At 69.3% G+C, this 23,174-nt stretch carries 19 protein-coding genes; 9 read left to right on the forward strand and 10 right to left on the reverse strand.

Annotation, left to right across the window (positions count from 1 at the left end; genetic code table 11):
- Positions 1-62: 62 nt before the first annotated feature.
- From AC07PA_RS10550 to AC07PA_RS10565, 4 genes are all read right to left on the reverse strand, one after another.
- A complete protein-coding gene (locus tag AC07PA_RS10550) occupies positions 63-995 on the reverse strand; it encodes a LysR family transcriptional regulator (protein WP_081497236.1) in 933 nt (310 codons plus the stop codon).
- A 196-nt stretch (positions 996-1,191) separates the two neighbouring features.
- On the reverse strand, positions 1,192-1,662 hold the full coding sequence (locus AC07PA_RS10555; protein ID WP_494605139.1) for a nucleoside deaminase: 471 nt from the start codon (positions 1,660-1,662) through the stop codon (positions 1,192-1,194).
- Between the two features lie 5 nt (positions 1,663-1,667).
- Positions 1,668-2,303: a flavin reductase family protein gene (locus AC07PA_RS10560; protein WP_145695213.1), complete on the reverse strand. Its 636-nt coding sequence runs from the start codon at positions 2,301-2,303 to the stop codon at positions 1,668-1,670.
- Positions 2,304-2,388: 85 nt separating this feature from the next.
- Complete coding sequence (locus tag AC07PA_RS10565; RefSeq protein ID WP_494605141.1) at positions 2,389-3,084, reverse strand: GntR family transcriptional regulator; 696 nt, start codon at positions 3,082-3,084, stop codon at positions 2,389-2,391.
- A 193-nt stretch (positions 3,085-3,277) separates the two neighbouring features.
- On the opposite strand from AC07PA_RS10565, the gene AC07PA_RS10570 reads away from it, so the two are divergent.
- Both AC07PA_RS10570 and xdhB read left to right on the forward strand, forming a co-directional pair.
- The gene (locus AC07PA_RS10570) at positions 3,278-4,864 is read left to right on the forward strand and encodes a xanthine dehydrogenase small subunit (RefSeq protein ID WP_494605281.1); all 1,587 of its coding nucleotides are present in this window, start codon (positions 3,278-3,280) and stop codon (positions 4,862-4,864) included.
- Positions 4,861-7,287: a xanthine dehydrogenase molybdopterin binding subunit gene (gene xdhB, locus AC07PA_RS10575; RefSeq protein WP_494605143.1), complete on the forward strand. Its 2,427-nt coding sequence runs from the start codon at positions 4,861-4,863 to the stop codon at positions 7,285-7,287. The genes AC07PA_RS10570 and xdhB overlap by 4 nt, the downstream gene beginning before the upstream one ends.
- A gap of 7 nt (positions 7,288-7,294) precedes the next feature.
- Here xdhB and AC07PA_RS10580 read toward each other — a convergent pair whose 3' ends face one another.
- Together AC07PA_RS10580 and AC07PA_RS10585 are read right to left on the reverse strand one after the other, a co-directional pair.
- Positions 7,295-9,418: a sensor domain-containing diguanylate cyclase gene (locus AC07PA_RS10580; protein WP_494605145.1), complete on the reverse strand. Its 2,124-nt coding sequence runs from the start codon at positions 9,416-9,418 to the stop codon at positions 7,295-7,297.
- Between the two features lie 202 nt (positions 9,419-9,620).
- Positions 9,621-10,244, reverse strand: coding sequence for a Crp/Fnr family transcriptional regulator (locus AC07PA_RS10585; RefSeq protein WP_007847903.1), 624 nt, complete (start codon positions 10,242-10,244; stop codon positions 9,621-9,623).
- Between the two features lie 229 nt (positions 10,245-10,473).
- On the opposite strand from AC07PA_RS10585, the gene AC07PA_RS10590 reads away from it, so the two are divergent.
- Positions 10,474-11,511: a porin gene (locus tag AC07PA_RS10590; RefSeq protein ID WP_007847906.1), complete on the forward strand. Its 1,038-nt coding sequence runs from the start codon at positions 10,474-10,476 to the stop codon at positions 11,509-11,511.
- 154 nt (positions 11,512-11,665) lie between these two features.
- Here the strand turns inward: AC07PA_RS10590 and AC07PA_RS10595 are convergent, their stop codons facing one another.
- The gene (locus AC07PA_RS10595) at positions 11,666-13,009 is read right to left on the reverse strand and encodes a glycerate kinase type-2 family protein (protein ID WP_494605148.1); all 1,344 of its coding nucleotides are present in this window, start codon (positions 13,007-13,009) and stop codon (positions 11,666-11,668) included.
- Between the two features lie 111 nt (positions 13,010-13,120).
- Here AC07PA_RS10595 and AC07PA_RS10600 point away from each other — a divergent pair, with 111 nt between their 5' ends.
- Positions 13,121-14,992 carry an EAL domain-containing protein gene (locus AC07PA_RS10600; protein WP_494605150.1) on the forward strand — a complete coding sequence of 624 codons (1,872 nt, stop codon included), beginning with the start codon at positions 13,121-13,123 and terminating at the stop codon, positions 14,990-14,992.
- Between the two features lie 31 nt (positions 14,993-15,023).
- Here the strand turns inward: AC07PA_RS10600 and AC07PA_RS10605 are convergent, their stop codons facing one another.
- Positions 15,024-16,334 carry a urate hydroxylase PuuD gene (locus AC07PA_RS10605; RefSeq protein WP_007847914.1) on the reverse strand — a complete coding sequence of 437 codons (1,311 nt, stop codon included), beginning with the start codon at positions 16,332-16,334 and terminating at the stop codon, positions 15,024-15,026.
- 217 nt (positions 16,335-16,551) lie between these two features.
- Positions 16,552-17,442, reverse strand: a complete 891-nt coding sequence (gene xdhC, locus AC07PA_RS10610; protein WP_145695205.1) for a xanthine dehydrogenase accessory protein XdhC — start codon at positions 17,440-17,442, stop codon at positions 16,552-16,554.
- On the opposite strand from xdhC, the gene AC07PA_RS10615 reads away from it, so the two are divergent.
- Positions 17,441-17,992: an energy transducer TonB gene (locus AC07PA_RS10615; protein WP_193353604.1), complete on the forward strand. Its 552-nt coding sequence runs from the start codon at positions 17,441-17,443 to the stop codon at positions 17,990-17,992. The two genes, xdhC and AC07PA_RS10615, sit on opposite strands and share 2 nt — an antisense overlap.
- Positions 17,993-17,998: 6 nt before the next feature.
- On the opposite strand, the gene uraH is transcribed toward AC07PA_RS10615, so the two are convergent.
- Complete coding sequence (uraH, locus tag AC07PA_RS10620) at positions 17,999-18,349, reverse strand: hydroxyisourate hydrolase (protein ID WP_007847921.1); 351 nt, start codon at positions 18,347-18,349, stop codon at positions 17,999-18,001.
- Positions 18,350-18,439: 90 nt separating this feature from the next.
- On the opposite strand from uraH, the gene AC07PA_RS10625 reads away from it, so the two are divergent.
- The 4 genes from AC07PA_RS10625 to AC07PA_RS10640 are packed head-to-tail and all read left to right on the forward strand — an operon-like array spanning position 18,440 to position 23,137.
- Complete coding sequence (locus AC07PA_RS10625; RefSeq protein ID WP_007847924.1) at positions 18,440-19,123, forward strand: GntR family transcriptional regulator; 684 nt, start codon at positions 18,440-18,442, stop codon at positions 19,121-19,123.
- A gap of 11 nt (positions 19,124-19,134) precedes the next feature.
- Entirely contained in the window at positions 19,135-20,103 is a 969-nt protein-coding gene (gene puuE, locus AC07PA_RS10630) for an allantoinase PuuE (protein ID WP_494605154.1), read from the forward strand.
- A gap of 5 nt (positions 20,104-20,108) precedes the next feature.
- Positions 20,109-21,893, forward strand: a complete 1,785-nt coding sequence (gene uraD, locus AC07PA_RS10635) for a 2-oxo-4-hydroxy-4-carboxy-5-ureidoimidazoline decarboxylase (protein ID WP_494605156.1) — start codon at positions 20,109-20,111, stop codon at positions 21,891-21,893.
- Positions 21,890-23,137 (forward strand): M20 family metallopeptidase, encoded by a 1,248-nt coding sequence (locus tag AC07PA_RS10640; RefSeq protein ID WP_494605158.1) that lies wholly within the window; start codon positions 21,890-21,892, stop codon positions 23,135-23,137. Before uraD ends, AC07PA_RS10640 begins: the two co-directional genes overlap by 4 nt.
- The last annotated feature ends 37 nt before the right edge of the window (positions 23,138-23,174 follow it).

A 23,174-nucleotide genomic window follows, 5' to 3' on the forward strand; every position in this document is an offset into this window, starting at 1 on the left:
GTTTGGTGGGTCGTTATAGGGATAAAACTGCCTGCCATCGCTTGATCAGCATGATCGCAAAGCTATTCTTTTCGTAGCGATGCAGCCACGCCTTTCACACATTCGCGCAGCCACACGGCGGCCGCCGAGTGGTGTGTGCGGGCATGCCACAGCTGGTAGTACATGAGGCGCGGAAACTCCACGGGGCTCGGCAGGATGGCCAGCGGCAGGTGGTCCACATAGCGCTCGCAGAACTGGCGCCCGGTGGTCATCACAAGCAAGCTCGATGCCACGATGGGGGGGATGGCGCTGAAATGCGCGCAGCGCGCGGTGATGTTGCGCGCCAGGCCCAGGCCATCGAGGTGCAGGTCGATCACGCCGCGCGCGCCGGGGTGGGTGGGCGTGGGGGCGATGTGTTCGGCGGCCAGCCAGCTCTCGGCGTCCCAGCCGCGGCGCACCGCGGGATGGTCGCGGTTCACGAGGCACACCACCTCGTCGCCGAACAGGCGGCCCATGTGCAGGTCGTCCGGGGGCTGCGGCCAGTTGCCGATGACCACGTCCACATCGCCCTGTGCCAAGTGGGCGTGGTAGTGCGTGTCGCCCGACAGGGGCAGGATCTCGATCGGGCACAGCGGGGCCTCGACCTTGATGCGCGCCACGAGCTGGGGCAGGAACAGCGGGTCCAGGTAGTCGCTGGCGGCCACGCGGAAGGTGCGGGTGGCCGTGCGCGGATCGAAGCCCCGGGCATCGGAGAACAGGGCCTCGGCCGAGCGCAGGATGGCGCCCGCGGGCTCCACCATGCGCAGTGCCGCGTCGGTGGGCATCATGCTGGCGCCCGAGCGCACCAAGAGCGGATCGCCCGCCAGGTCGCGCAGCCGCTTGAGCGCGGCCGACACCGCCGGCTGGTGCATGCCCAGGCGGATGGCTGCCCTCGATACGCTGCGTTCAGTCAACACGGTGTGCAAGACCCTTATGAGATGGAGGTCTATCTTGTCGAAAAGGGCGTGGTCTCGCATACAGGGGCCTGCATTCTTGTCATACGCCATCACGTATGCCGCTCTGCGCGATGGATGCGTTGCGCTGCACGGTGTGGGCAGTGGGGGCGTTGTGGGGTGGGGAAAAAAGTGTCGGCGCACTGTACACCGCACACCCACTGCGCCGTGCCCCTGGAAATCCCTGTGCAGGGCCGCAGGCCCCGCCCCTGCAGCGCAGTCAGGCCCCGCGCAATGCGGCCGCGGCCTCGTCGCGCAGCAGGCCGTGTTGCACGGCCACGGGTGGGCGCGCCTGCGCCAGCAGTTCAGCACACGGCGTGGCCAGTTGCGGCCCGCCCAGCGCCTGCGCGATGTCCTGCTGGCTCGCGGCATACACCACGCGCGCAATGCCGGCCCAGAACATGGCGCCCGCGCACATGGCGCAGGGCTCGCCACTGGCGAAGACGGTGGCACCGCGCAGGGCCTCGGGGCCGAGCGCGGCCGAGGCCTCGCGCACCAGCACCAGCTCCGCATGGCCGGTGCAGTCGCGGGTGGTGTTCTGGTTGTTGCGTGCGGTGAACAGCACCTCGCCAGCGGGCGAGGCCAGCGTGGCGCCGAAGGGGTTGTCGCCCGCAGCCAGCGCGGCGCGCGAAGCGTCGATGGCCAGGCGCATCGCGGCGTGGTCCTGTGCGCTGAAGGCGGGTGCGGCCATGGCGCTCAGATCTCGTCGATGGCCGTGGTGCGCGCCTGCGCAGGCGTGTCCGCACCGATGGCGAAGCGCTCGCCAGTCTTCACGTAGAAGCTCGCGCCGAAGCGCCCCACGGGGTGGAAGTCCTGCAGGCGCACGCGCCAGCGCTCGGTGTCCACCAGGCCCTCGCGCACGCCGAGCCACTGCACGCGGCCAATGAAGACGTAGCGGCTCGCGGTCTCCAGGGTTTCGTGCAGCACGCATTCGAAGGCCACGGGGGCTTCGGCGATGCGCGGCGGCGCCACGCTGCGCGAGGGCACAGGCGTAAGGCCGGCGTGCGCCAGCTCGCTTTCATCGGGCGGCAGGCTGTCGCCGCAGGCATGCATCTGCGCGGCCATGGCTTCGTCGGTGATGTGCACCACGAACTCGCCAGTGCGCAGGATGTTGGCCGCCGTGTCCTTGAGCAAGCCGTCCTTCAGGCGGTTGATGCTGACCATGACCACCGGCGGGTCCTCGCCGAGCATGTTGAACATGCTGAAAGGCGCCGCGTTGACGGTGCCGTCTTCGCCCAGCGTGGTGATCAGCGCGATCGGGCGCGGCACGATCAGGCTGGCCATGAGCTTGTAGCGCTGGTAGGCGTCCAGCTGCGAGAAATCGATGTCCATGGCCTTTTATAAAACAAATCGTATACGAAATTTTATCCTGATTAACGGATAAATTCCATTTCGCATAATAAACGTATACGATTTTTCAACCCAGCGGTGTACCTTCGTCCGGCAGGCGCAGCCGGGCCTCCAGCGCCAGCAGATGGCGGTCCATGGCAGCGGCCGCCGCGTCGCCATCGCGCAGGGCCAGCCACTCGACCAGCTGTTCGTGCTCCTCGTGCTCGCAGGTGGACTCGCCGGGCGCCTCGTACAGCGCGACGATCAGCGAGCAGCGCGTCATGAGTTCGGTCAGGATGCGCTGCAGCTCTGCATTGCCCGAGAGCTCCGCCAGCGCCAGGTGGAAGCCCCCCGCCAGCGCCACCCAGCGCGCATGGTCCTGCTGGTGCAGGGCCTCGTGCTCGGCGCGCATGCGCTGCGTGAGGCGCTGCACCTCGCCGTGCGTGATGCGCGCGGCCACCATGCGCACGATGCCGGCCTCGACCACGCGGCGCGCGGCGAAGATGTCGCGCGTCTCCCTGGGGCCGGGGCGGGCCACCGTGGCCCCCTTGTTGGGCACGATGTCCAGGATGCGCAACTCGGCCAGCCGGTGCAGGGCCTGGCGCACCACCGTGCGGCTCACGCCGAAGCGCTCGCACAGCGCGGGCTCGCCCAGGCGTTCGCCGGGGCGCAGCCGGCCGTGCATGACGGCGTCGAGCACGGCCTCGTACACCGGCTGGTCCAGGGTGGCGGCGGGCACGGCCTTTGCAGCGGCGGATTTGCGGGGTGGCGTGGCGGCAGGCATGGACGGTTGCAGGCGGGACAAAACGGTGAACAATGGTGCAGCGGCAGTGTATCCAGCAGGCGCCGAGCCGAGCCGCCCCATAGCGCGGCAGGCATCCCCGTTATACGCTCTCGCATATGCGTTCCCTCGCAGGCGCGCATACGCTCTGGTTTTGACCCATTGGCCCGTTTCGAGCACCCCACGCATGACGATGATGATGACCCACCGACCTCTCCGCTTCATCCGCCGCGGCCAGACCGCGGCGCTGCACGACGTACCGCCCGACCGCACGCTGCTCGAAGTGCTGCGCGAGGACCTGGGCTGCACGGGCACCAAGGAGGGCTGCGGCGAGGGCGACTGCGGTGCCTGCACGGTGGTGCTGGGCGAGGAGCGCGACGGCAAGCTGCACTACAGCGCCGTGAACAGCTGCATCCGCCTGGCCCACTCGGTCGACGGCATGGCGCTGTGGACGGTGGAAGACCTGGCCGAAGACCCGCTGATCCGCCCCGCCGGCCCGGCCCCGTCGGCAGAGAAAGCCATCACCCTGCACCCCGCGCAGGAAGCCATGGTGCAGTGCCACGGCTCGCAGTGCGGCTTTTGCACGCCGGGCTTCGTGATGAGCCTGTTCGGCATGTACCAGAACCACGTGTGCCACGGCCAGCCCATCACGCGCGAACTCGCGCAGGAAGAACTCTCGGGCAACCTGTGCCGCTGCACGGGCTACCGCCCCATCCTCGACGCGGCCCAGCAGATGGCCGCCCTGCCCCCCGTGGCCGTGGACGAAGCCCAGTTGCTGCGCCAGCTGGCACAGCTGCAGTCCCTGGCAGCGGACGGCACGGCCTACCTGGCCCCGACCACCCTGCCAGCCCTGCTGGCCGCACGCGCCGCGCACCCCGGCGCCCAGGTGGTGGCCGGCTGCACCGACGTGGGGCTGTGGGTCACCAAGATGCACAAGCAGTACGCACAGATCCTGGACGTGACGCGCGCGGCCGAGCTGCTGCAGCTCGGTGAAGACGCGCACCAGATCACCATCGGCGCCGCCGTGTCGCTGACCGACGCGTTTGCCGCGCTCGTGCGCCAGTGGCCGCAGCTGCACAGCTTTGCCACGCGCTTCGCGGGCCTGCCGGTGCGCAACTCGGGCACGCTGGGCGGCAACGTGGCCAATGGCTCGCCCATCGGCGACTCCATGCCGCTGTTGATCGCGCTGCGCGCGCAGATCGTGCTGGCCAGCACGCGCGGCGAGCGCACGCTGGCGCTCGAAGACCTGTACACCGGCTACCGCCAGAACGTGATGGCCCCCGATGAGCTGCTGGTGCGCATCGTGGTGCCGCGCCCTGCGGTCACCGAAGCCGAGCCGCCGCCGGGCCGCCCCAAGGCGGCGAGCGCCCCCTTGGGGGGCAGCGAGGACACGCCAGTGCCGAGCGTGGGGGCCAACTTCCTGCGTGCCTACAAGATATCCAAGCGTTTCGACGACGACATATCGGCCGTGTGCCTGGTCGTCAACCTCGACATCGAGGCCGGCGTGGTGCGCCGTGCCAGCATCGGTGCGGGCGGCGTGGCCGCCACGCCAGCCCGGGCGCGGCAAACAGAAGCCGCCCTCACCGGCCAGCCCTGGTCGGCCGAGACGGTGAAGCAGGCCGCCGACGCCCTGCAGGCCGAGTTCAGCCCCATCTCCGACATGCGCGCCAGCGGCGCCTACCGCCGCACCGTGCTGGCCAGCCTGCTGCAGCGCTTCTGGCTCGAAAGCCAGGGCCAGGATGCGGTGAGCGTGGAAAACTTCCGACTGGAGGCCGCCGTATGAACCAGCGTGACACCCTTCCCCTGAGCCGCGATGCAGTGGACGACCCCGTGGTGGTGGCCGCCGACGCGCACGCCGACCAGCCCGTGGCAGCGCCGCTGGCGGCCACGCCCCCCGCAACCCTGCGCGCCATGGGCCATTCGCACATCCATGAAAGCGCGCGCGCCCAGGTGGCGGGCGCGGCCCACTACATCGACGACCTGCCCGAAATCAAGGGCACGCTCTACGCCTCGCCCATCCTCTCCAACGTGGCCCACGGCCGCCTGAACGGTGTGGACGCGAGCGCCGCCCTGGCCCTGCCCGGCGTGCGCGGCGTGGTGCTGGCCGCCGACGTGCCGGGCGACAAGATGCTGGCCGCCTTCGCGCACGACGAGCCGGTGTTCGCCATGGACACGGTGCAGCACATCGGCCAGGTCATCGGCCTGGTGGTGGCCGACACGGTGATGCAGGCGCGCCGCGCCGTGCGCGCCGTGAAGCTCGACATCACGCCGCTGCCCGCCGTGCTCACGGTGGAAGAGGCGCTGGCGGCCGAATGTTATGTGCTGCCCCCGGTGTTCGTGCGCCGCGGCGATGCGGCGGCGGGCCTGGCCGGCTCAGAGCACCGCCTGGAAGGCACCTTCGAGGTAGGCGGGCAGGAGCACTTCTACCTCGAAGGCCAGATTGCCTACGCCATGCCGCTGGAACAGAAGCAGTGGTGGGTGTATTCGAGCACCCAGCACCCCGGCGAGGTGCAGCACTGGGTGGCGCACGCCCTGGGCATCGACAACCATGCGGTGCGCGTGGAGTGCCGGCGCATGGGCGGGGGCTTTGGCGGCAAGGAGACGCAGGCCGGGCACCTGGCCGTGTGGGCCGCCGTGGCCGCACACAAGCTGGGCCGCCCCATCAAGCTGCGCCTGGACCGGGACGAGGACTTCATGGTCACCGGCAAGCGCCACCCGTTTGCCTACCGCTACGACGTGGGCTTCGACGGCACGGGCCGCATCACGGGGCTGAACCTGCACATGGCGGCCAACTGCGGCTTCTCGGCCGACCTCTCGGGCCCCGTGGCCGACCGGGCCGTGTTCCACAGCGACAACGCCTACTACCTGAGCGACGTGGAGATCGCCTCCTACCGCTGCAAGACCAATACCCAGAGCCACACCGCGTTCCGCGGCTTCGGCGGCCCGCAGGGCGTGATCGTGATCGAGGCCATCCTGGGCGACATCGCGCGCGCACTGGGGCTGGACGCACAGGACGTGCGCCTGCGCAACCTCTACGGCCGCGACGCCAGCGAAGGCCGCAACGTCACCCACTACCAGATGACCGTGGAGGACAACATCCTGCACGAGCTCATGCCCCAGCTGGAGCGCGATGCCAACTACCGCGAGCGCCAGGCCGCCATCGCCGCCTGGAACGCCACCAACCCCGTGCTCAAGCGCGGCCTGGCGATCACGCCGGTCAAGTTCGGCATCAGCTTCACGGCCACCTTGTTCAACCAGGCCGGTGCGCTGGTGCACGTGTACACCGACGGCAGCGTGCAGGTGAACCACGGCGGCACCGAAATGGGCCAGGGCCTGCACACCAAGGTGGCGCAGATCGTGGCCGACGAGCTGGGCGTGCCGCTGCAGCGCGTGCTGGTCACGGCCAGCGACACCAGCAAGGTGCCCAACGCCAGCGCCACCGCCGCTTCGAGCGGCACCGACCTGAACGGCCGCGCGGCCCAGTTCGCCGCGCGCCACGTGCGCGACAACCTGGCGGCCTATGTCTGCGGGCTCGATGGCTGCGGCGCGGGTGCGATCCAGTTCGCGGGCGGGCAGGTGATCTCGCCCAAGAAGGTGCGCGCCTTCGACGACGTGGTCAAGGAGGCGTACGCCAACCGCATCCAGCTGTGGAGCGACGGTTTCTACCGCACGCCCAAGATCCACTACGACAAGACCACCCTCACGGGCCGGCCGTTCTACTACTTCTCGTACGGTGCGGCCTGCACCGAGGTGGTGATCGACACCCTCACCGGCGAGAGCCGCGTGATCGCCGTGGACATCCTGCACGACGTGGGCCACAGCATCAACCCGGCCATCGACATCGGGCAGATCGAGGGCGGCTTCGTGCAGGGCATGGGCTGGCTCACCACCGAGCAACTGGTGTGGAATGACAAGGGCTACCTGGCCACCCACGCCCCCAGCACTTACAAGATACCGGCCACGGGCGACATCCCCGCGCATTTCCGCGTGAACCTGTGGCCCGAGGCCAACCGCGAGGACAACGTGGGCGGCAGCAAGGCCGTGGGCGAACCCCCGTTCATGCTGGCCATCAGCGTCTACGAGGCGCTGCGCAATGCCGTGGCGGCCACACGTGGTGCGGGCGAGGACCACCTGGCCCCGGTTCGGCTGACGGCGCCCGCCACGGCCGAGAACGTGCTGCGCGCGCTGGGACGAATCAGCGACTGAGGGAGATTCAGTACGGTCCCAGGGCCATGCGGCCTGAGGACGTCATGTCACGCGCATGCCGGGTTTCGACCCGGTTGCGGCCGGCGCGCTTGGCGTCGTAGCAGGCCATGTCGGCGGCATACAGCACCGAGGCCACGTCGTGCAGGTGGGAGTCCAGCACCACCAGGCCGATGCTCACCCCGAGCGTGAAGCTGCGCCCCTGGTAGGACGGCTCCCAGGCCTGCACCGTGGCGCGCAACTGCTCGGCCACGGCCTGGCCGCGTGCCAGCGTGCAACCGGGCAGCACCACGGCGAACTCGTCGCCGCCCAGGCGCGCGGACCAGCCCACCTGGCGCACCTGGGTCTCGATGAGCCGGGCCACGTGGCGCAGCACATCGTCGCCCGCATCGTGGCCGGCCACGTCGTTGACCAGCGTGAAATGGTCGAGGTCCATGAACAGCACCACCCCGTCGTCGGGTGCGTCGTCCCCTGCAGCGGCCGCCGGTGCCGCATCGGCGGTGCGCGTGCGTGCCGAGCGCTCGGCCAGCAGCAGGGCCAGCCGGTGGTCGAAGGCCGAGCGGTTGTGCAATTGCGTGAGGGCATCGTGCGTGAGCTCCCAGGCCTGCTGGTACTGGGCCTCGCGCGCGGCGGTGATGTCTTCCAGCATCCACACGGTGCCACCGCCCAGCGCCTCGGAGTCCACCTTGCGGCCCTGCACGCGCGCCCAGACGGGGCTGCCGTCCTTGCGCACGAAGCACACGTCGCCATCGAAGGTGCCGTGCGCCGCAAAGGCCGACTGCACGCGCTCGCCCAGGCGGGCGTAGTCGGCGTCCGAGCCGTACAGCGTGCGCGCCGGCCGCCCTTGCAGCTCGCTCTCGGCATAGCCCAGCATCAGGCAGGCCTGGCGCCCCACCACTTCGAGCACGCCATGGCGCGTGATGACGATGCCTACCGACGCGTTCTGCAGGATGGCCTGGAACTGGCCGTGCAGCAGCGTATGCAGGTGGTCCTGCTGGCGCTTTTGCTGGGCCAGCCCGTCGAACGCCCGCACCAGCGCGCCCACTTCGCCCCGGCCGGCGGGCCATTCGACGGTGCCTCGCGCAGCGCCAGGTTGCTGGTCGTGGCGCAGAAGCTGCAGCGCGCCGCGGCACAGCTGGGCCAGGGGCTGTGCCATCCAGGCCATGGCGGCGGCCAGCAGCAGCACGCCCAGGGCGATCACCGCGGCGGCCAGCCACCAGGCCTCGCGCTGGGCGCCCTGCAGCGGCGCCAACAGGGCCTGCGAGTTGCTCACCCGTGCCACGAACCACTGCGGCAACGGCATGCCGGCCACGCTCACGATGTGCTCGGGCTGCACTTCGGTGGTACCGCGCCCGACCACGGGCTGCGCGCGGCGCAGCCACTCGGCGAACACGGGTGCCAGGCCCGGCTCGTCACGCACCTGGCCCATGATGCGCGCCGGGTCGGTGTGCGAGAGGATGGTGCCGTCGCGCGTGAAGACGAGCAGGCGCGAGTCGTCGCGCGCCGGCAGCGCCATGGACTGCGGCAGCAGGCCCTGCGACTGCAGCTTGAGCGCACCTGCGACCACGCCCAGCACGGCCCCCTCCTCGCTGTGCAGCGGCAGCGTGAACATGATGCGCGCCTGATTGGTGCGCCCGGCGATCAGCTCCGACACCTGGGGCTTGCCGTCGATCAGCGTGCGGCGCAGGGCATCGCGCTCGGCCGGGTCCAGCTCGGCCGCCTTGACCAACTGGCCCGAGCGGATGTTCAGGCGCAGCTCCCCATCCTTGCGGGCCACGTGCAGTGCGTCGAAGAAGCCTACCGCAGGCAGGCCCTGCTGCAGCAGCCAGTCCAGCGAGGACGGCGACTCCAGCATGGCCGGGGTGATGCCCTGGGCCACCGTGCGCAGCACCTTCTGGCTCTGCTCGATCTTGCTGGCCAACAGCCGCGCCACCACCTCGACTTCGTCGGTCTGCTGGCCGACCACGCGGCGCATGGCCTCCTGGCCTGCGGCACGCGAGACCAGCCACACCGATGCCGCACTGGCCAGCACCACCACCAGCGCAGCCACCACCATCAGCCGCAGCACCAGAGGGCCTGGCAGGCTCCAGGCGGGCTCTTGCGCGGCAGCGACGGGGTTGGCAGGTGGCGTCATGCGCTGTCCCGGTCTGGAGGGCTGCAGGTACGGACGATGAAGGAGGCGGGCATGGAGGAAGCTGCAGGAAACAACAGGGCTCCCAACAAATATACGCAGCACCCGCCCGCAAGGGCTTGGGTGGAACCCTCACATGCCCCCAAGGAAAAACCCTGAGAGAGGCTCTCCTGGCGACCTTTTTCAGGCCTTCTTTTGCGGGGTCTCAGCCGCCTGCGACCGACTGCAGTGCCATCGGCTGGGGCAGCCTGAGCACGTTGCCGGTGCCTGCCACCAGGCCATGCTCGCGCAGGTGGCGCATCACGCGCGAGAAGGTCTCGGGGGCGATGCCCAGCTGGGCGGCGATGAGCCGCTTGCGCTGGTGCAGGGTGACGCTCATGGCGCCGCCCGTGTCGGGTTCGGCGTTCTGCAGCAGCCATTGCGCGCAGCGGGCCTGGGCGTCCTGCGCGAGGCGGCTCACGGCCAGGCCCGACTGCTGCAGGTAGCCCGTGGCCAGGTTGCGCAGCAGGGCCTGCGCGGCGGGCGGCAGCTCGGCGCAGTGGCTGCGAAAGGCCTCCACCGGCACATGGCGCAGGTGCACCGGGGTCTGGGCCACCATGTCCATGGCACAGGGTTCGCCCAACAGCGCCGATGCAGCGTCGAGCCAGAAGGGGGCTTCCACCACGCCGAGCTGGTGGCGCATCTGCCCGTGCTCGCAGATCCCCAGCAGCACCCGCCCACGCTCCAGGTGGGCCACGGTGGCCAGGGTCTGGTGGCGGTGCCTGAGCATGTCACCGGCCGCAGCCATCTGGACCTGGGCCGGCAGGGAGAAAAGGGATGAGGGCAGCATGGCCCGAACTGTGCCGCGCGTGGCTGGCGGGCGCATTGAGCAAGATCAAACCGGTGCCACGCGCACGGCCCTGCGCGGTGTCCGCTTTCTGTAAGCACTTGTTCGGCCAGGGGCATGGAACTTGCGAACCCGGTCGGCTGGTTCCGCCCGTGCACCAAGGTGCGGCATGCGGCGGGCACCAGAGCCCCGCGCCGGACCTCCGGCCATTTCCTCACCCCAGGAGTACACAATGAAAACAAACCTGATTGCCCTCTCGCTCGGTGGCGCGCTGCTGTGCGCCAGCGCGGCCACCCAGGCGCAGAGTTCCGTCCAGCTGATGGGCCTGACCGACGTGTTCGTCGGCTCGCTGCGCAACGCCGGCGATGCCGGCCGCGCCACCGTGCTCAACAGCGGTGGCATGACCACCTCGTGGTTCGGCGTCAAGGGCACCGAAGACCTCGGCGGCGGCCTCAAGGCCAACTTCGCGCTGACCTCGTTCATCAAGGTGGACAGCGGCGTACAGGGCCGCTTCGTGAACGACACCTTCTTCTCGCGCGATGCCAACGTGGGCCTGTCGGGAGGCTTCGGCACGGTGACCGTGGGCCGCGGCCTGGCGCCCAACTTCCTGCCCTCGATCCTGTCGAACCCCATGGGCGATTCGTTCACCTTCGCGCCGCTGATCCTGCACATGAACGTGCCGTTGTTCAACGGCACGGGCTGGACGGCGACCACGCCTTCGGACACGGGCTGGTCCAACGAGATCATCTACAGCACGCCCAGCCTGGGTGGGCTCACGCTCAATGCCCACTACCAGGTGGGCGAGATCGCGAACGACAACGGCAAGAAGAACATCGGCCTGAACGCGCTGTACTTCAACGGCCCGCTGACCCTGACCGGCTTCTACGAGCGCGACCAGGTCAGCAACCCTGCCGTGCCCAATACCTACCTGGGCACCACCAAGAGCGACTGGATGCTCGGCGGCGCCTACGACTTCAGCGTGGTCAAGGCCTTTGCCAGCTACGGCCAGGCCAAGGCCGACAACAGCGCCAACAAGGCCAAAACGGCACAGCTGGGCGTGTCCGTGCCGGTGTTCGGCACCGGCAAGGTGCTGGCCTCGTGGGCCCAGACCGAGCTGTCGGCCACCGACGTCTCGCGCAAGACCTTCACGCTGGGGTATGACCACTTCCTGTCCAAGCGCACCGATGTGTATGCCATGCTGATGAACGACCGCATCACGGCGCGCACCACCGGCAACAGCTTCGGCCTGGGCGTCCGCCACAGGTTCTGATGCTCCCGCCTGAGCCGCTTCGCGTCATCCCCCCTGAGGGGGGATGCCCCCGGTGCGGCGGGGCGGCCCTTGCACGGGGGCACTGGCCTCGACCGTGCCAGTTTCGCAGCACGCGCCCCGCTGGAAGGCTGCAGGGCCCTGATGGGTCGGAGGGCTACAGCACCAGGATCGCCCGAAAGTCGTTGACGTTGGTGTGCGTGGGCCCGGTGACCAGCAGGTCGCCCAGGGCCGCGAAGTAGCCCCAGGCGTCGTTGCGCTGCAGGGCGTCGTTGATGTCGGCGCCCGATGCATGGGCGCGGTACAAGGTGTCGGGCCCGACGAAGGCACCCGCGTTGTTCTCCACGCCGTCGATGCCGTCGGTATCGGCAGCCAGCGCCCAGACCGACGGCTCGCCTTGCAGCGCCTTGGACAGCCCCAGGCAGAACTCGCCGGCGCGGCCGCCGCGGCCGCGCGGGGCGTCGGGTGCGCGCGGGCGCACCGTGACCGTGGTTTCGCCACCGGAGAGGATGACGCAGGGCTTGGTGAACGGCTGGCCATGGCGCGCCACCGAGCGCGCCATTGCCGCGTGCACCTTGCCCACATCGCGCGACTCGCCCTCGATCTCGTCCGAGAGGATGACGGCGTCCAAGCCTGCCGCGCGCGCCGCCGCGGCCGCGGCCTCCAGCGCCTGCCAGGGCGTGGCCACCAGGTGCACGGCATGGCCTTCGAACACGGCGTCGCCGGGCTTGGGCGTTTCCAGCGCACCCTCGCGCAGCGCCTGCAGGGTCTGGTGCGGAACCTCGATGCCGTAGCGCACCAGGATGGCCAGCGCCTCGGCGCAGGTGGTGGCATCGGGCACGGTCGGGCCGCTGGCAATGACCGAGGGGTCGTCGCCCGGCACGTCGCTGATGGTCAGCGTGACCACGCGCGCCGGCGCACAGGCCGCCGCCAGCCGCCCGCCCTTGATGCGCGAGAGGTGCTTGCGCACGCAGTTCATCTCGGCGATGTCGGCGCCGCTCTCGAGCAGCGCGCGATTGATGCGCTGCTTGTCCTCCAGGGTCAGACCCTCGCCCGGCAGGGTGAGCAGCGAGGAGCCCCCGCCCGAGATCAGGCACAGCACCAGGTCGTCGGCCGTGAGGCCTTGGGTCAGGTCCAGCAGGCGCTGCGCCGCGGCCTCGCCGGCGGCATCGGGCACGGGGTGCGCGGCCTCGACCACCTCGATGCGCTGCACCAGGCCCTCGGGCCGGGGCGGGGTGTGGCCGTAGCGCGTGACGACCAGGCCCGACAGCGGCGCGCCGTGCGGCCACAGGGCTTCGAGCGCCTGGGCCATCGCCCCTGCGCCCTTGCCGCCCCCCAGCACCAGGGTGCGCCCGCGCGGCGGCGCGGGCAGCCAGGCGCGCATGCCGTGCAGGGGCTGGGCGCTGCGCACGGCAACGTCGAACAGGCCCCGCAGAAAGCCGCGGGGATCGGTGTGGAAATCGGGCAACGCGCCGGCTGGGGAAGAAGAGATTTCAGACATGGTGCCCATTGTGCGTGGCCTCGGGCAGACAGGTGGAAACCCGAACCCCTGTAACGCATCTGTCACGAGCGGCCGGTATGGTCAGCCCCCTAGAAGTGACAAATTGCAACCATGGCGCATCCCAAGCAAGAACGTCTCGACCGCATGCTGGCGCTGCTGTCGCCTGCGGCGCGGCTGGGATCAGGGCCGCTGGCGCGGCTCATGCGCGAAGGGGGCCTGCACTGCGTCTTCCAGCCGCTGGGTGACCTGCGCGAAGGCAGCATCTTTGCGCATGAGGCACTGATCCGCGGCCCCGAGGGCACGGCCCTGCACACGCCCGACCTGCTGCTGGAGACCGCCCGGCGCGAGCGCCTGCTGCAGGACTTCGAACTCGTGTGCGTGTTCACCGCTCTCTCGAACTGGGGCGACCACGGCGCGCCCGGCCGGCTGTTCGTGAACATCAGCGCCGATGCGCTGGTGCATGCCGTGGCCCTGTGCGGCGAGCGCCGCCTGGGCGAGACGGTGCGCGCCTTTGGCGTGAGCGCGCGCATGCTGGTGTTCGAGATCACCGAGCACGAGCGCGTGACCGACATGCCCGCGCTGCGCGAGGCCATCCGCGAGGTGCATGCCTGCGGCGCGCGCCTGGCGCTCGACGATTTCGGCGACGGGCGCTCCAGCCTGCGGCTGTGGTCCGAGGTCAAGCCCGACTTCGTGAAGATCGACCGCTACTTCATCCACGACATCAGCGAACACCCCGAGAACCTGCAGATGCTGCAGGCCATCAAGGGCATTGCCGACGTGTTCGGCACCACGCTGATCGCCGAGGGCATCGAGACGCGCGACGACCTGCGGGCGCTGCGCGACCTGGCCATCCCCTACGGCCAGGGCTGGGTGCTGGGGCGCCCGGCGCGCACCCCGCGCGAGGCCATCGACGGCCCGGCGCTCGACGTGCTGCAGGACCGCCGCGTGGCCGTGCTGCCCCACCTGGGCCAGACCGCGCGCCCGGGCATCCTGCGCAGCCTGATGGTGCTGCAGGCGCCCACGGTGGCGCCCTCCAGCAGCAACGACGAGGTGGCCGCCCTGCTGCAGGGGCGCACCGACCTGCACGCACTGGCCGTGGTGGATGGCCAGCGCCCCGTGGCGCTGATCAACCGCCAGCAGTTCATGAACCACTACGCCACGCTGTACTTTCGCGAGGTGCATGGGCGCAAGCCCTGCGTCGGCTTTGCCAACAACACGCCGCGCGTGGTGGAGCTCGACTGCGACGTGGACCAGCTCGTGGGCATCCTCACCTCGCAGGACCAGCGCTACCTGAGCGACGGCTACATCGTCACCGATAACGGCCGCTACGTGGGCCTGGGCACGGGTGACCAACTGGTGCGCGCGGTGACCGAGACGCGCATCGAGGCTGCGCGCCACGCCAACCCGCTGACCTTCCTGCCCGGCAACATCCCCATCAGCATGCACATGCAGCGCCTGCTAGAGAGCGGCACCGAGTTCGTCGCCTGCTATGCGGACCTGAACAACTTCAAGCCCTTCAACGACCACTACGGCTACTGGCGTGGCGACCAGATGATCCGCCTGGTGGCGCGCCTGGCCACCACGCACTGCGACGCGCGCCGCGACTTCGTGGGCCATGTGGGGGGCGATGATTTCATGCTCATCTTCCAGAGCAGCAACTGGCTGCAGCGCTGCAAGCACATCGTGGACGAGTTCGCGCGCGAGGCGCTCACCCTGTTCGACGACGGCGCGCGCGCCATGGGCGGCATCCACTCGGAAGACCGGCACGGCGTGCGCCGCTTCTTCCCCTGCACCACGCTGGCCATCGGCGCGGTGCGCATCCAGCCCGGCGTGTACCGCCATGCCGAGGAGGTGGCCAACCTGGCCGCCGTGGCCAAGCACGAGGCCAAGCTGGCCTCCACCGGCGTGGTGCTGCACGGCGGCGAGCTGCCCGGGCCGCCGCACAACGCGCTGCGCGCGCTGCAAAGCGTGCTGGCCGCCTGATGGTCCAGCGCTGCCCCAGGCAGCGCGTCGATCAGGGCGTCTTCGCGCCGTCCTGGAACCAGCGGCCGATGAGGGCGCGCTCGGCGTCCGTCATCTGCGTGGCGTTGTTCATGGGCATGAGCTTTTGCACCACGGCCTGCTGGTAGACCGCCTGGGCGTGCTGCTTGACCAGGGCCGGCGAATCCAGGCGCAGGTTCTTCATCTGCACCTGGGCGCCATGGCACAGGTAGCAGCGCTGCTCCAGCACCGTCTGCACGGCGGCGAATTCGCCACCGGTGCCCGCCGCGGCGGGTGCGGCGGCAGCCGGGGCCGTGGCCGCTGCGGCCTGGGCCGCCGCGGAAGCGGCAGGGGCCGCAGGGGCAGCAGCAACAGCCGCCGCCGGCTTGGCCGCGGCGACGGGTGCCGGTGCTGGTGGGGCCGGCCGCATCCAGACAATGGCGCCCAGCAGGGCAGCCACGCCCACCAGGGCGTAAGGCAGCGGATTGGGGTTGCGGCCGAGCTTGTAGCCGTGGCGCATCACGAAGAACTGGCGGATGGCGGCGCCCGCGAACATCATGACGATCAGCACCAGCCAGTTCTGCGCGTGACTCCAGAGGAAGCTGTAGTGGTTGCTCAGCATCGCGAAGATCACCGGCAGCGTGAAGTAGGTGTTGTGCACGCTGCGCTGCTTACCGCGCTTGCCGTGGATCGGGTCCACCTTCTGCCCCGTGCGGATCTGGCGCACCACGGTGCGCTGGCCGGGGATGATCCAGAAGAACACGTTGGCGCTCATCGAGGTGGCGATCATCGCGCCCACCAGCAGGAAGGCCGCGCGCCCGGCAAACAGGTGGCAGGCCAGCCACGAGGCGATGCACACCAGCACCAGCACCAGGCCGCCGACGATGGCGTCGCCGTTCTTCTTTTGCCCGAAGATGCGGCAGATGCCGTCGTACAGCAGCCAGAACACGACCAGGAAGGCCAGCGCCGCGCCGATGGCTGCGGGCGGCGCCCAGTCCATGCGCGACTTGTCGATCAGGTAGGTGCCGGCGCTCCACAGGTAGGACAGGGTGAACAGCGCAAAGCCGCTGAGCCAGGTGCTGTAGCTCTCCCAGTAGAACCAGTGCAGGTGCTTGGGCAGCTCGGGCGGGGAGACGGCGAACTTGACCGGGTGGTAGAAGCCGCCGCCGTGCACGGCCCAGAGCTCGCCGCTCACGCCCTGCTTCTTCAGGTCTTCGTCCTCTGGCGGCGTGAGGCTGCTGTCCAGGAAGACGAAGTAAAACGACGAGCCAACCCAGGCGATGGCGGTGATGACGTGGACCCAGCGCAGCAGCAGGTTGGCCCAGTCGAGAAGGTAGTGTTCCATTTTTTTCTCAACCTTGGCGGCGTGGGGGGACACACCGCCTGAACAACCTGCTCACCACTGCGGGCGCTCTGAGCAGAACAGGGGGTCGCGCACCTTGGCAAACCATGCTTGCCGGGGCACCGCTGCGACCCATGGGACCGGTGCCGCAACGGCCGGCAAGATCCCGGGTGAAAGTGTATGCAAAAACTGTTCTCAATTCCAGTCCATCAAGAAGCAATCAGGCCTGGGAATACCCTCGCTGTGGGTTGTGCACCACCGCCTGGACTGCCGCCACTGATTGCAAGAGTTGTGCCGCCACGGCCACGGCGATCACCTCGGGCTCCTTGCCGGGGATGCCCGGCACGCCGATGGGGCAGGTCACATGCGCCAGCTCGCGCGCGCTGAAACCGCGTGCCGTGAGCCGGCTGGTGAAGGTGGCCCATTTGGTCTTGCTGCCGATGAGCCCGATGAAGGGCAGGTCGCCCTGCTCGCGCTGGCGCCTGAGGCAGGCGGCCACCACGTCCAGGTCCTCGGCATGGCTGAAGCTCATGATGAGCACGCGCGATCCCGCCGCCAGCGTGGGCACGGCCATCTGCACCGGCTCGGAATGCTCGCAGTGCACATTGGGCGGCGGCGCGTCCGGAAAAATCCCGTCGCGGCTGTCGATCCAGGTCAGCGCAAAGGGCAGCGGCGCCAGCACGCGCGCCAGGGCATGGCCCACATGGCCGCCGCCGAACAGCGCCACGGGGTGCAGGTCGGCCGTGAGGCGCCGGGCCAGGGCCGGGGCGTCCTGCGCGGCCAGGCGCTCGAATTCGAGGTACACCACGCCGCCGCAGCACTGGCCCAGGGCAGGGCCCAGGGCAAAGCGCATCGGCGCCGGATCGTTCGCGGCGCCAGGGTCTGCCAGGCGGCGGCGCGCCTCGGCAATGGCCTGGTGCTCCAGGTGGCCACCGCCGATGGTGCCCACCAACCTGTTTGCGAACACGGCCATCCACGCGCCCGATTCACGCGGGACGGAGCCTTGGGTAGACTCCACGCTCACCAGACATGCCGGTTCGGCCGCAAGGCCCTCCAGCAACAAACGCAAGTTCTCCACTGCCGCCGTCCTTTCGTTACACCCGCCCACCATGCCCGATACCCCGCCAAATCACCGTCCCGGCAAAGGCCGCCACTGGCTGCTGGCAGGCATCATGGCCGCGGGTGCCGCCCTGGTCGCTGCCTGCAAGTCTGCGCCAGAACCCGCAGCCGCGCCAGCCACGCCAGAGACCCGCCCTCCTACCAGTACCGACATCCAGGGCGTCAAGGGCCCCGTGCCGGCCAGCGCCGGCTCGGCCCGCCCCTCGGCAGCTGCCACGCCTCGCGCCTACCGGCAGGACGGCGCCACCCACCTCTATGGCCTGAACGCCGAGCGCATCTTCAAGGGCAAGCTGCCCCCGCAGCTGTACGCCATCGGCGTGATCGAGGTGGACATCGACCGCACCGGCAAGGTCACGCGCGTGAACTGGCTGCGCGCCCCGCGCCATGCACCCGAGGTGGTCAAGGAGATCGAGCGCACCGTGCGCGCCGCGGCCCCCTACCCGGTGCCCACGCGCCTGGGCAAGGTGACCTACACCGAGACCTGGCTGTGGGACAAGAGCGGCAAGTTCCAACTCGATACCCTCACCGAAGGTCAGCTCTGAGAGCCTTCAAGAACCGCGGTAGGTGGAGTAGCTCCACGGGCTCACCAGCAGCGGCACGTGGTAGTGCTGGTCTTCGTGCGCAACGCCGAAGTCCAGGCTCACCTGGTTCAGGAAGTTCGGCTCGGGCAATTGCACGCCCTTGGCCTTGAAATACCCCGCCACGTCAAAGCGCAGCCGGTAGGTGCCGGCGCGCAGGCTGGCGTTGTCGAACAGCGGTGCATCGGTGCGGCCGTCGTGGTTGAGCACCAGGCGCTGCAGCAGCGTGGCGGCGTCGCCGTGGGTGGAATACAGGGCGACTTCCATGCCGGCCGCGGGGCAGCCATTCATGGTGTCCAGAACATGCGTGCTCAAGCCCATAGGGATTCTCCTGAAGGATGGGGATAGGAAAAATGCAATCTGTAGACCAAAAGTGTATACACTTTTCGCCAATCCTCCTATCATGTCGCCATGGAATCTTCATCCACCAGTGCCATCGTCGAGGCGTTGACCCGCGCCATCGTTGAACACCGCCTGCAGCCCGGCACCAAGCTGGCCGAGCAGAAGCTTGCCGACCACTTCGGCGTCTCGCGCACGCTGGTGCGCCAGGCGCTGTTCCAGATGGCGCAGAACAAGCTGGTCACGCTGGAGCCCGCACGCGGCGCCTTCGTCTCCACCCCCTCGGTGGAAGAGGCACGCCAGGTTTTCGCCGTGCGCCGCATGCTCGAGACCGAGATGACCCGCGCCTTCGTGCGCAGCGTCACGCCGGCCAAGATCAAGGCCTTGCGCGCCCACGTGGCCAGCGAGAAGGCCGCCATGGGCACGGCTGATGCCAGCAGCCGCACCGAGCTCTTGGGCGACTTCCACGTGCGCATGGCCGAGCTCATGGGCAACGAGGTGCTGGCCCACCTGCTGGGCGATTTGATCTCGCGCTGCGCGCTGATCACGCTGATGTACCAGTCGGCCAGCGCCGCAGAACATTCGCACGAGGAACACGGCGAGATCGTCACCGCGCTGGCCGCGCGCGACGAGGACCAGGCCGTGGCCCTCATGCAGTCGCACCTCGAGCATGTCGAGGCCAGCCTCACCTTCGACCGCAAGCGCCCTGCCAGCGACCTGGCCATGGCGCTCGCCCCCGTGACTTCCGTTTCGTGAGCAGACACACCATGATCTACGACTCCACCCACCCCTACCCCCGCGACCTCGTCGGCTACGGCCCCAACCCGCCCCATGCCCAGTGGCCCGGCCAGGCACGCATCGCCGTGCAGTTCGTGCTCAACTACGAAGAGGGCGGCGAAAACGCCACCCTGCACGGCGACGCGGGCTCGGAGCAGTTCCTGTCGGAAATGTTCAACCCCGCCAGCTACCCCGAGCGCCACATGAGCATGGAGGGCATCTACGAATACGGCTCGCGTGCCGGCGTGTGGCGCATCCTGCGCGAGTTCGACAAGCGCCAGTTGCCGCTCACCGTGTTCGGCGTGTCAAGCGCGCTGCAGCGCCACCCCGAGCTGACCCAGGCCTTCGTGCAGGCCGGCCACGAGATCGCCTGCCACGGCCTCAAGTGGATCCACTACCAGCACATCCCCGAAGAGGTGGAGCGCGCCCACATGGCCGAGGCCATGGCCATCATCGAGCGCATGACCGGCCAGCGCGCGACCGGCTGGTACACCGGGCGCGACAGCCCCAACACCCACCGCCTGGTGGCCGACTTCGGCGGCTTCGAGTACGACAGCGACTACTACGGCGACGACCTGCCCTTCTGGATGAAGGTGCAGCGCAGCGACGGAAGCGTGGCGCCCCAGCTCATCGTGCCCTACACGCTGGACTGCAACGACATGCGCTTTGCCCTGCCCCAGGGTTATTCGCATGCCGACCCGTTCTTCCAGTACCTCAAGGACACCTTCGACGCCCTGTACGCCGAAGGCGACCCCGACGGCGACAACGCACCCAAGATGATGAGCATCGGCATGCACTGCCGCCTGCTCGGCCGCCCCGGCCGCATCACGGCGCTGCAGCGCTTCCTGGACCACATCGCCCAGCACGACAAGGTGTGGGTGGCGCGCCGAGTGGACATCGCGCGCCACTGGGCCCAGGTGCATCCCTTCAACGACACCACCGTCACCAGCAAGGCCTGACCACCATGGCACTCACCCTTGACCAACTCAACGCGGCCACCCCGGCCGAGGCCCTGCAGTGGCTGGACGGCGTGTACGAGCACTCGCCCTGGATCGCAGAGCAGGCGCTGGCAGAGCGGCCCTTCCGCTCGCTGGCGCACCTGCGCCACGCCCTGGCTCAGGCCGTGCGCACCGCGCCGCAGGATGCGCAGCTGGCACTGATCCGCGCCCACCCGGAACTGGCCGGCAAGGCCATGGTGGCCAACAGCCTCACGGCCGAGTCGACCAACGAGCAGAGCAAGGCGGGCCTGGCCCAGTGCACGCCCGAGGAGTTCGCGCGCATTCAGAAGCTCAATGCGGACTACAACGCGCGCTTTGGCTTCCCCTTCATCCTGGCGGTGCGCGGGCCGCGCGGCGCGGGCCTGCCACGCCAGGAGATCATCGCCACCTTTGCGCGCCGGCTGGACAACCACCCCGACTTCGAGCGCGCCGAGGCGCTGCGCAACATCCACCGCATCGCCGAGATCCGCCTGAACGACAAGTTCGATGCCGAGCCCATGCTGGGCAACGACGTGTGGGACTGGCAGGAGAACCTGGCCCAGCACTCGGACCCCGGCTTTGCCGAAAAGGGCCAGCTCACCGTCACCTACCTGACCGACGCGCACCGCGCCTGCGCGCAGCGCATCAGCCACTGGATGCGCGACTGCGGCTTTGACGAGGTGGAGGTCGACGCCGTGGGCAACGTGGTGGGCCGCTACCACCCTGCCGCTGGCGCCGCACAAGCCAAATACCTGATGACCGGATCGCACTACGACACGGTGCGCAACGGCGGCAAGTACGACGGGCGGCTGGGCATCTTCGTGCCCATGGCCTGCGTGCGCGAGCTGCACCGCGCCGGCAAGCGCCTGCCCTTCGGCATCGAGGTCATCGGCTTTGCCGAAGAAGAAGGCCAGCGCTACAAGGCCACCTTCCTGGGCTCGGGCGCGCTCATCGGCCATTTCAACCACGCCTGGCTAGACCAGAAGGACGCCGACGGCGTGACCATGCGCGAGGCCATGCAGCATGCCGGCCTGTGCATCGACGACATTCCCAAACTGCAGCGCGACGCCGCGCAGTACCTGGGCTTCATCGAGGTGCATATCGAGCAGGGCCCGGTGCTCAACGAGCTGGACCTGCCGCTGGGCGTGGTCACCTCCATCAACGGCGGCGTGCGCTACGTGGGCGAGATGATCGGCATGGCCAGCCATGCCGGCACCACCCCCATGGACCGCCGCCGCGACGCCGCCGTGGCCGTGGCCGAGCTGGCCCTGTACATCGAGCAGCGCGCCGCCAAGGACGGCGACTCGGTGGGCACCATTGGCCTGCTCAACGTGCCCGGCGGCTCCATCAACGTGGTGCCCGGCCGCTGCCAGTTCAGCCTGGACCTGCGCGCCCCCAACGACCCGCAGCGCGACGCGCTGGCCAAGGACGTGCTGGCCGAGCTGGCCCGCATTGCCGAGCGGCGCGGCATGCGCTACACGCTGGAGGAATCCATGCGCGCGGCCGCCGCCCCCAGCGCCCCGGCCTGGCAGCAGCGCTGGGAACGCGCGGTGGACGCCCAGGGCGTGCCCCTGTTCCGCATGCCCAGCGGCGCCGGGCACGATGCGATGAAGCTGCACGAGATCATGCCGCAGGCCATGCTCTTCGTGCGCGGCCTGAACTCCGGCATCAGCCACAACCCGCTCGAATCCACCACCAACAACGACATGCAGCTGGCCGTGGACGCCTTCACGCACGTGCTGCAACAGCTCTCCGAGGAAACCCCCGCATGACCACCACCCCAACGACCGACTACGCCGCACTGGATGCGTGGATCGACCAGCACTTCGACGAGGAAGTGCAGTTTTTACAGGCGCTGGTGCGCGTGCCCACCGACACGCCCCCGGGCAACAACGCACCCCATGCCGAGCGCACGGCCGAGCTGCTCCGTGACTTTGGCTACGAGGCCGAAAAGCACGCCGTGCCCGCCGCCGACGTGCAGGCCTACGGCATGGAGTCGATCACCAACCTGATCGTGCGCCGCAAGTACGGCAGCGAAGGCAAGGGCCCGACCATCGCCCTGAACGCCCACGGCGATGTGGTGCCCCCCGGCGAAGGCTGGACGCACGACCCCTACGGCGCCGAGATCGTGGACGGCAAGATGTACGGCCGCGCCACCGCCGTGAGCAAGAGCGATTTCGCCAGCTTCACCTTTGCGCTGCGTGCTCTCGAAGCCGTGGCCCAGCCTGCCCAGGGCGCGGTGGAACTGCACTTCACCTACGACGAAGAGTTTGGCGGCGAACTCGGCCCCGGCTGGCTGCTGCAAAAGGGCCTGACCAAGCCGGACCTGATGATCGCGGCCGGCTTCTCGTACGAGGTGGTCACGGCCCACAACGGCTGCCTGCAGATGGAGGTGACGGTGCACGGCAAGATGGCGCACGCCGCCGTGCCCCACACCGGCGTGGACGCGCTGCAGGGCGCCGTGCACATCCTGAACGCGCTGTACGCGCAGAACCAGGAGTACTTGAAGGTCACCTCCAACGTGGCCGGCATCAAGCACCCGTACCTCAACGTGGGCCGCATCGAGGGTGGCACCAACACCAACGTGGTGCCCGGCAAGGTGAGCTTCAAGCTCGACCGCCGCATGATCCCCGAGGAGAATCCGGTGGAGGTGGAAGCCAACATCCGCCGCGTGATCGAGCAGGCAGCAGGCGAGCGCGCCGGCATCTCGGTGGAGATCCGCCGCCTGCTGCTGGCCAACGCCATGACGCCGCTGGCCGGTAACAAGCCCCTGGTTGATGCCATCCAGAAGCACGCGCAGGAGCTGCTGGGCGAGCCCGTGCCCGCCCTGGGCACGCCCCTGTACACCGACGTGCGCCTGTACGTGGAGCGCGGCATTCCCGGCGTGATCTACGGCGCCGGCCCGCGCACCGTGCTCGAATCGCATGCCAAGCGCGCCGATGAGCGCCTGGACCTGGAAGACCTGCGCCGTGCAACCAAGGTGATCGCACGCACCCTGAAGGACCTGCTGGCGTAAGCCGGCCCCTCGGGGCTGGGCGCGCTGCAAACGCCCG

The sequence above is a fragment of the Acidovorax sp. GW821-FHT09B03 genome (assembly GCF_059418305.1).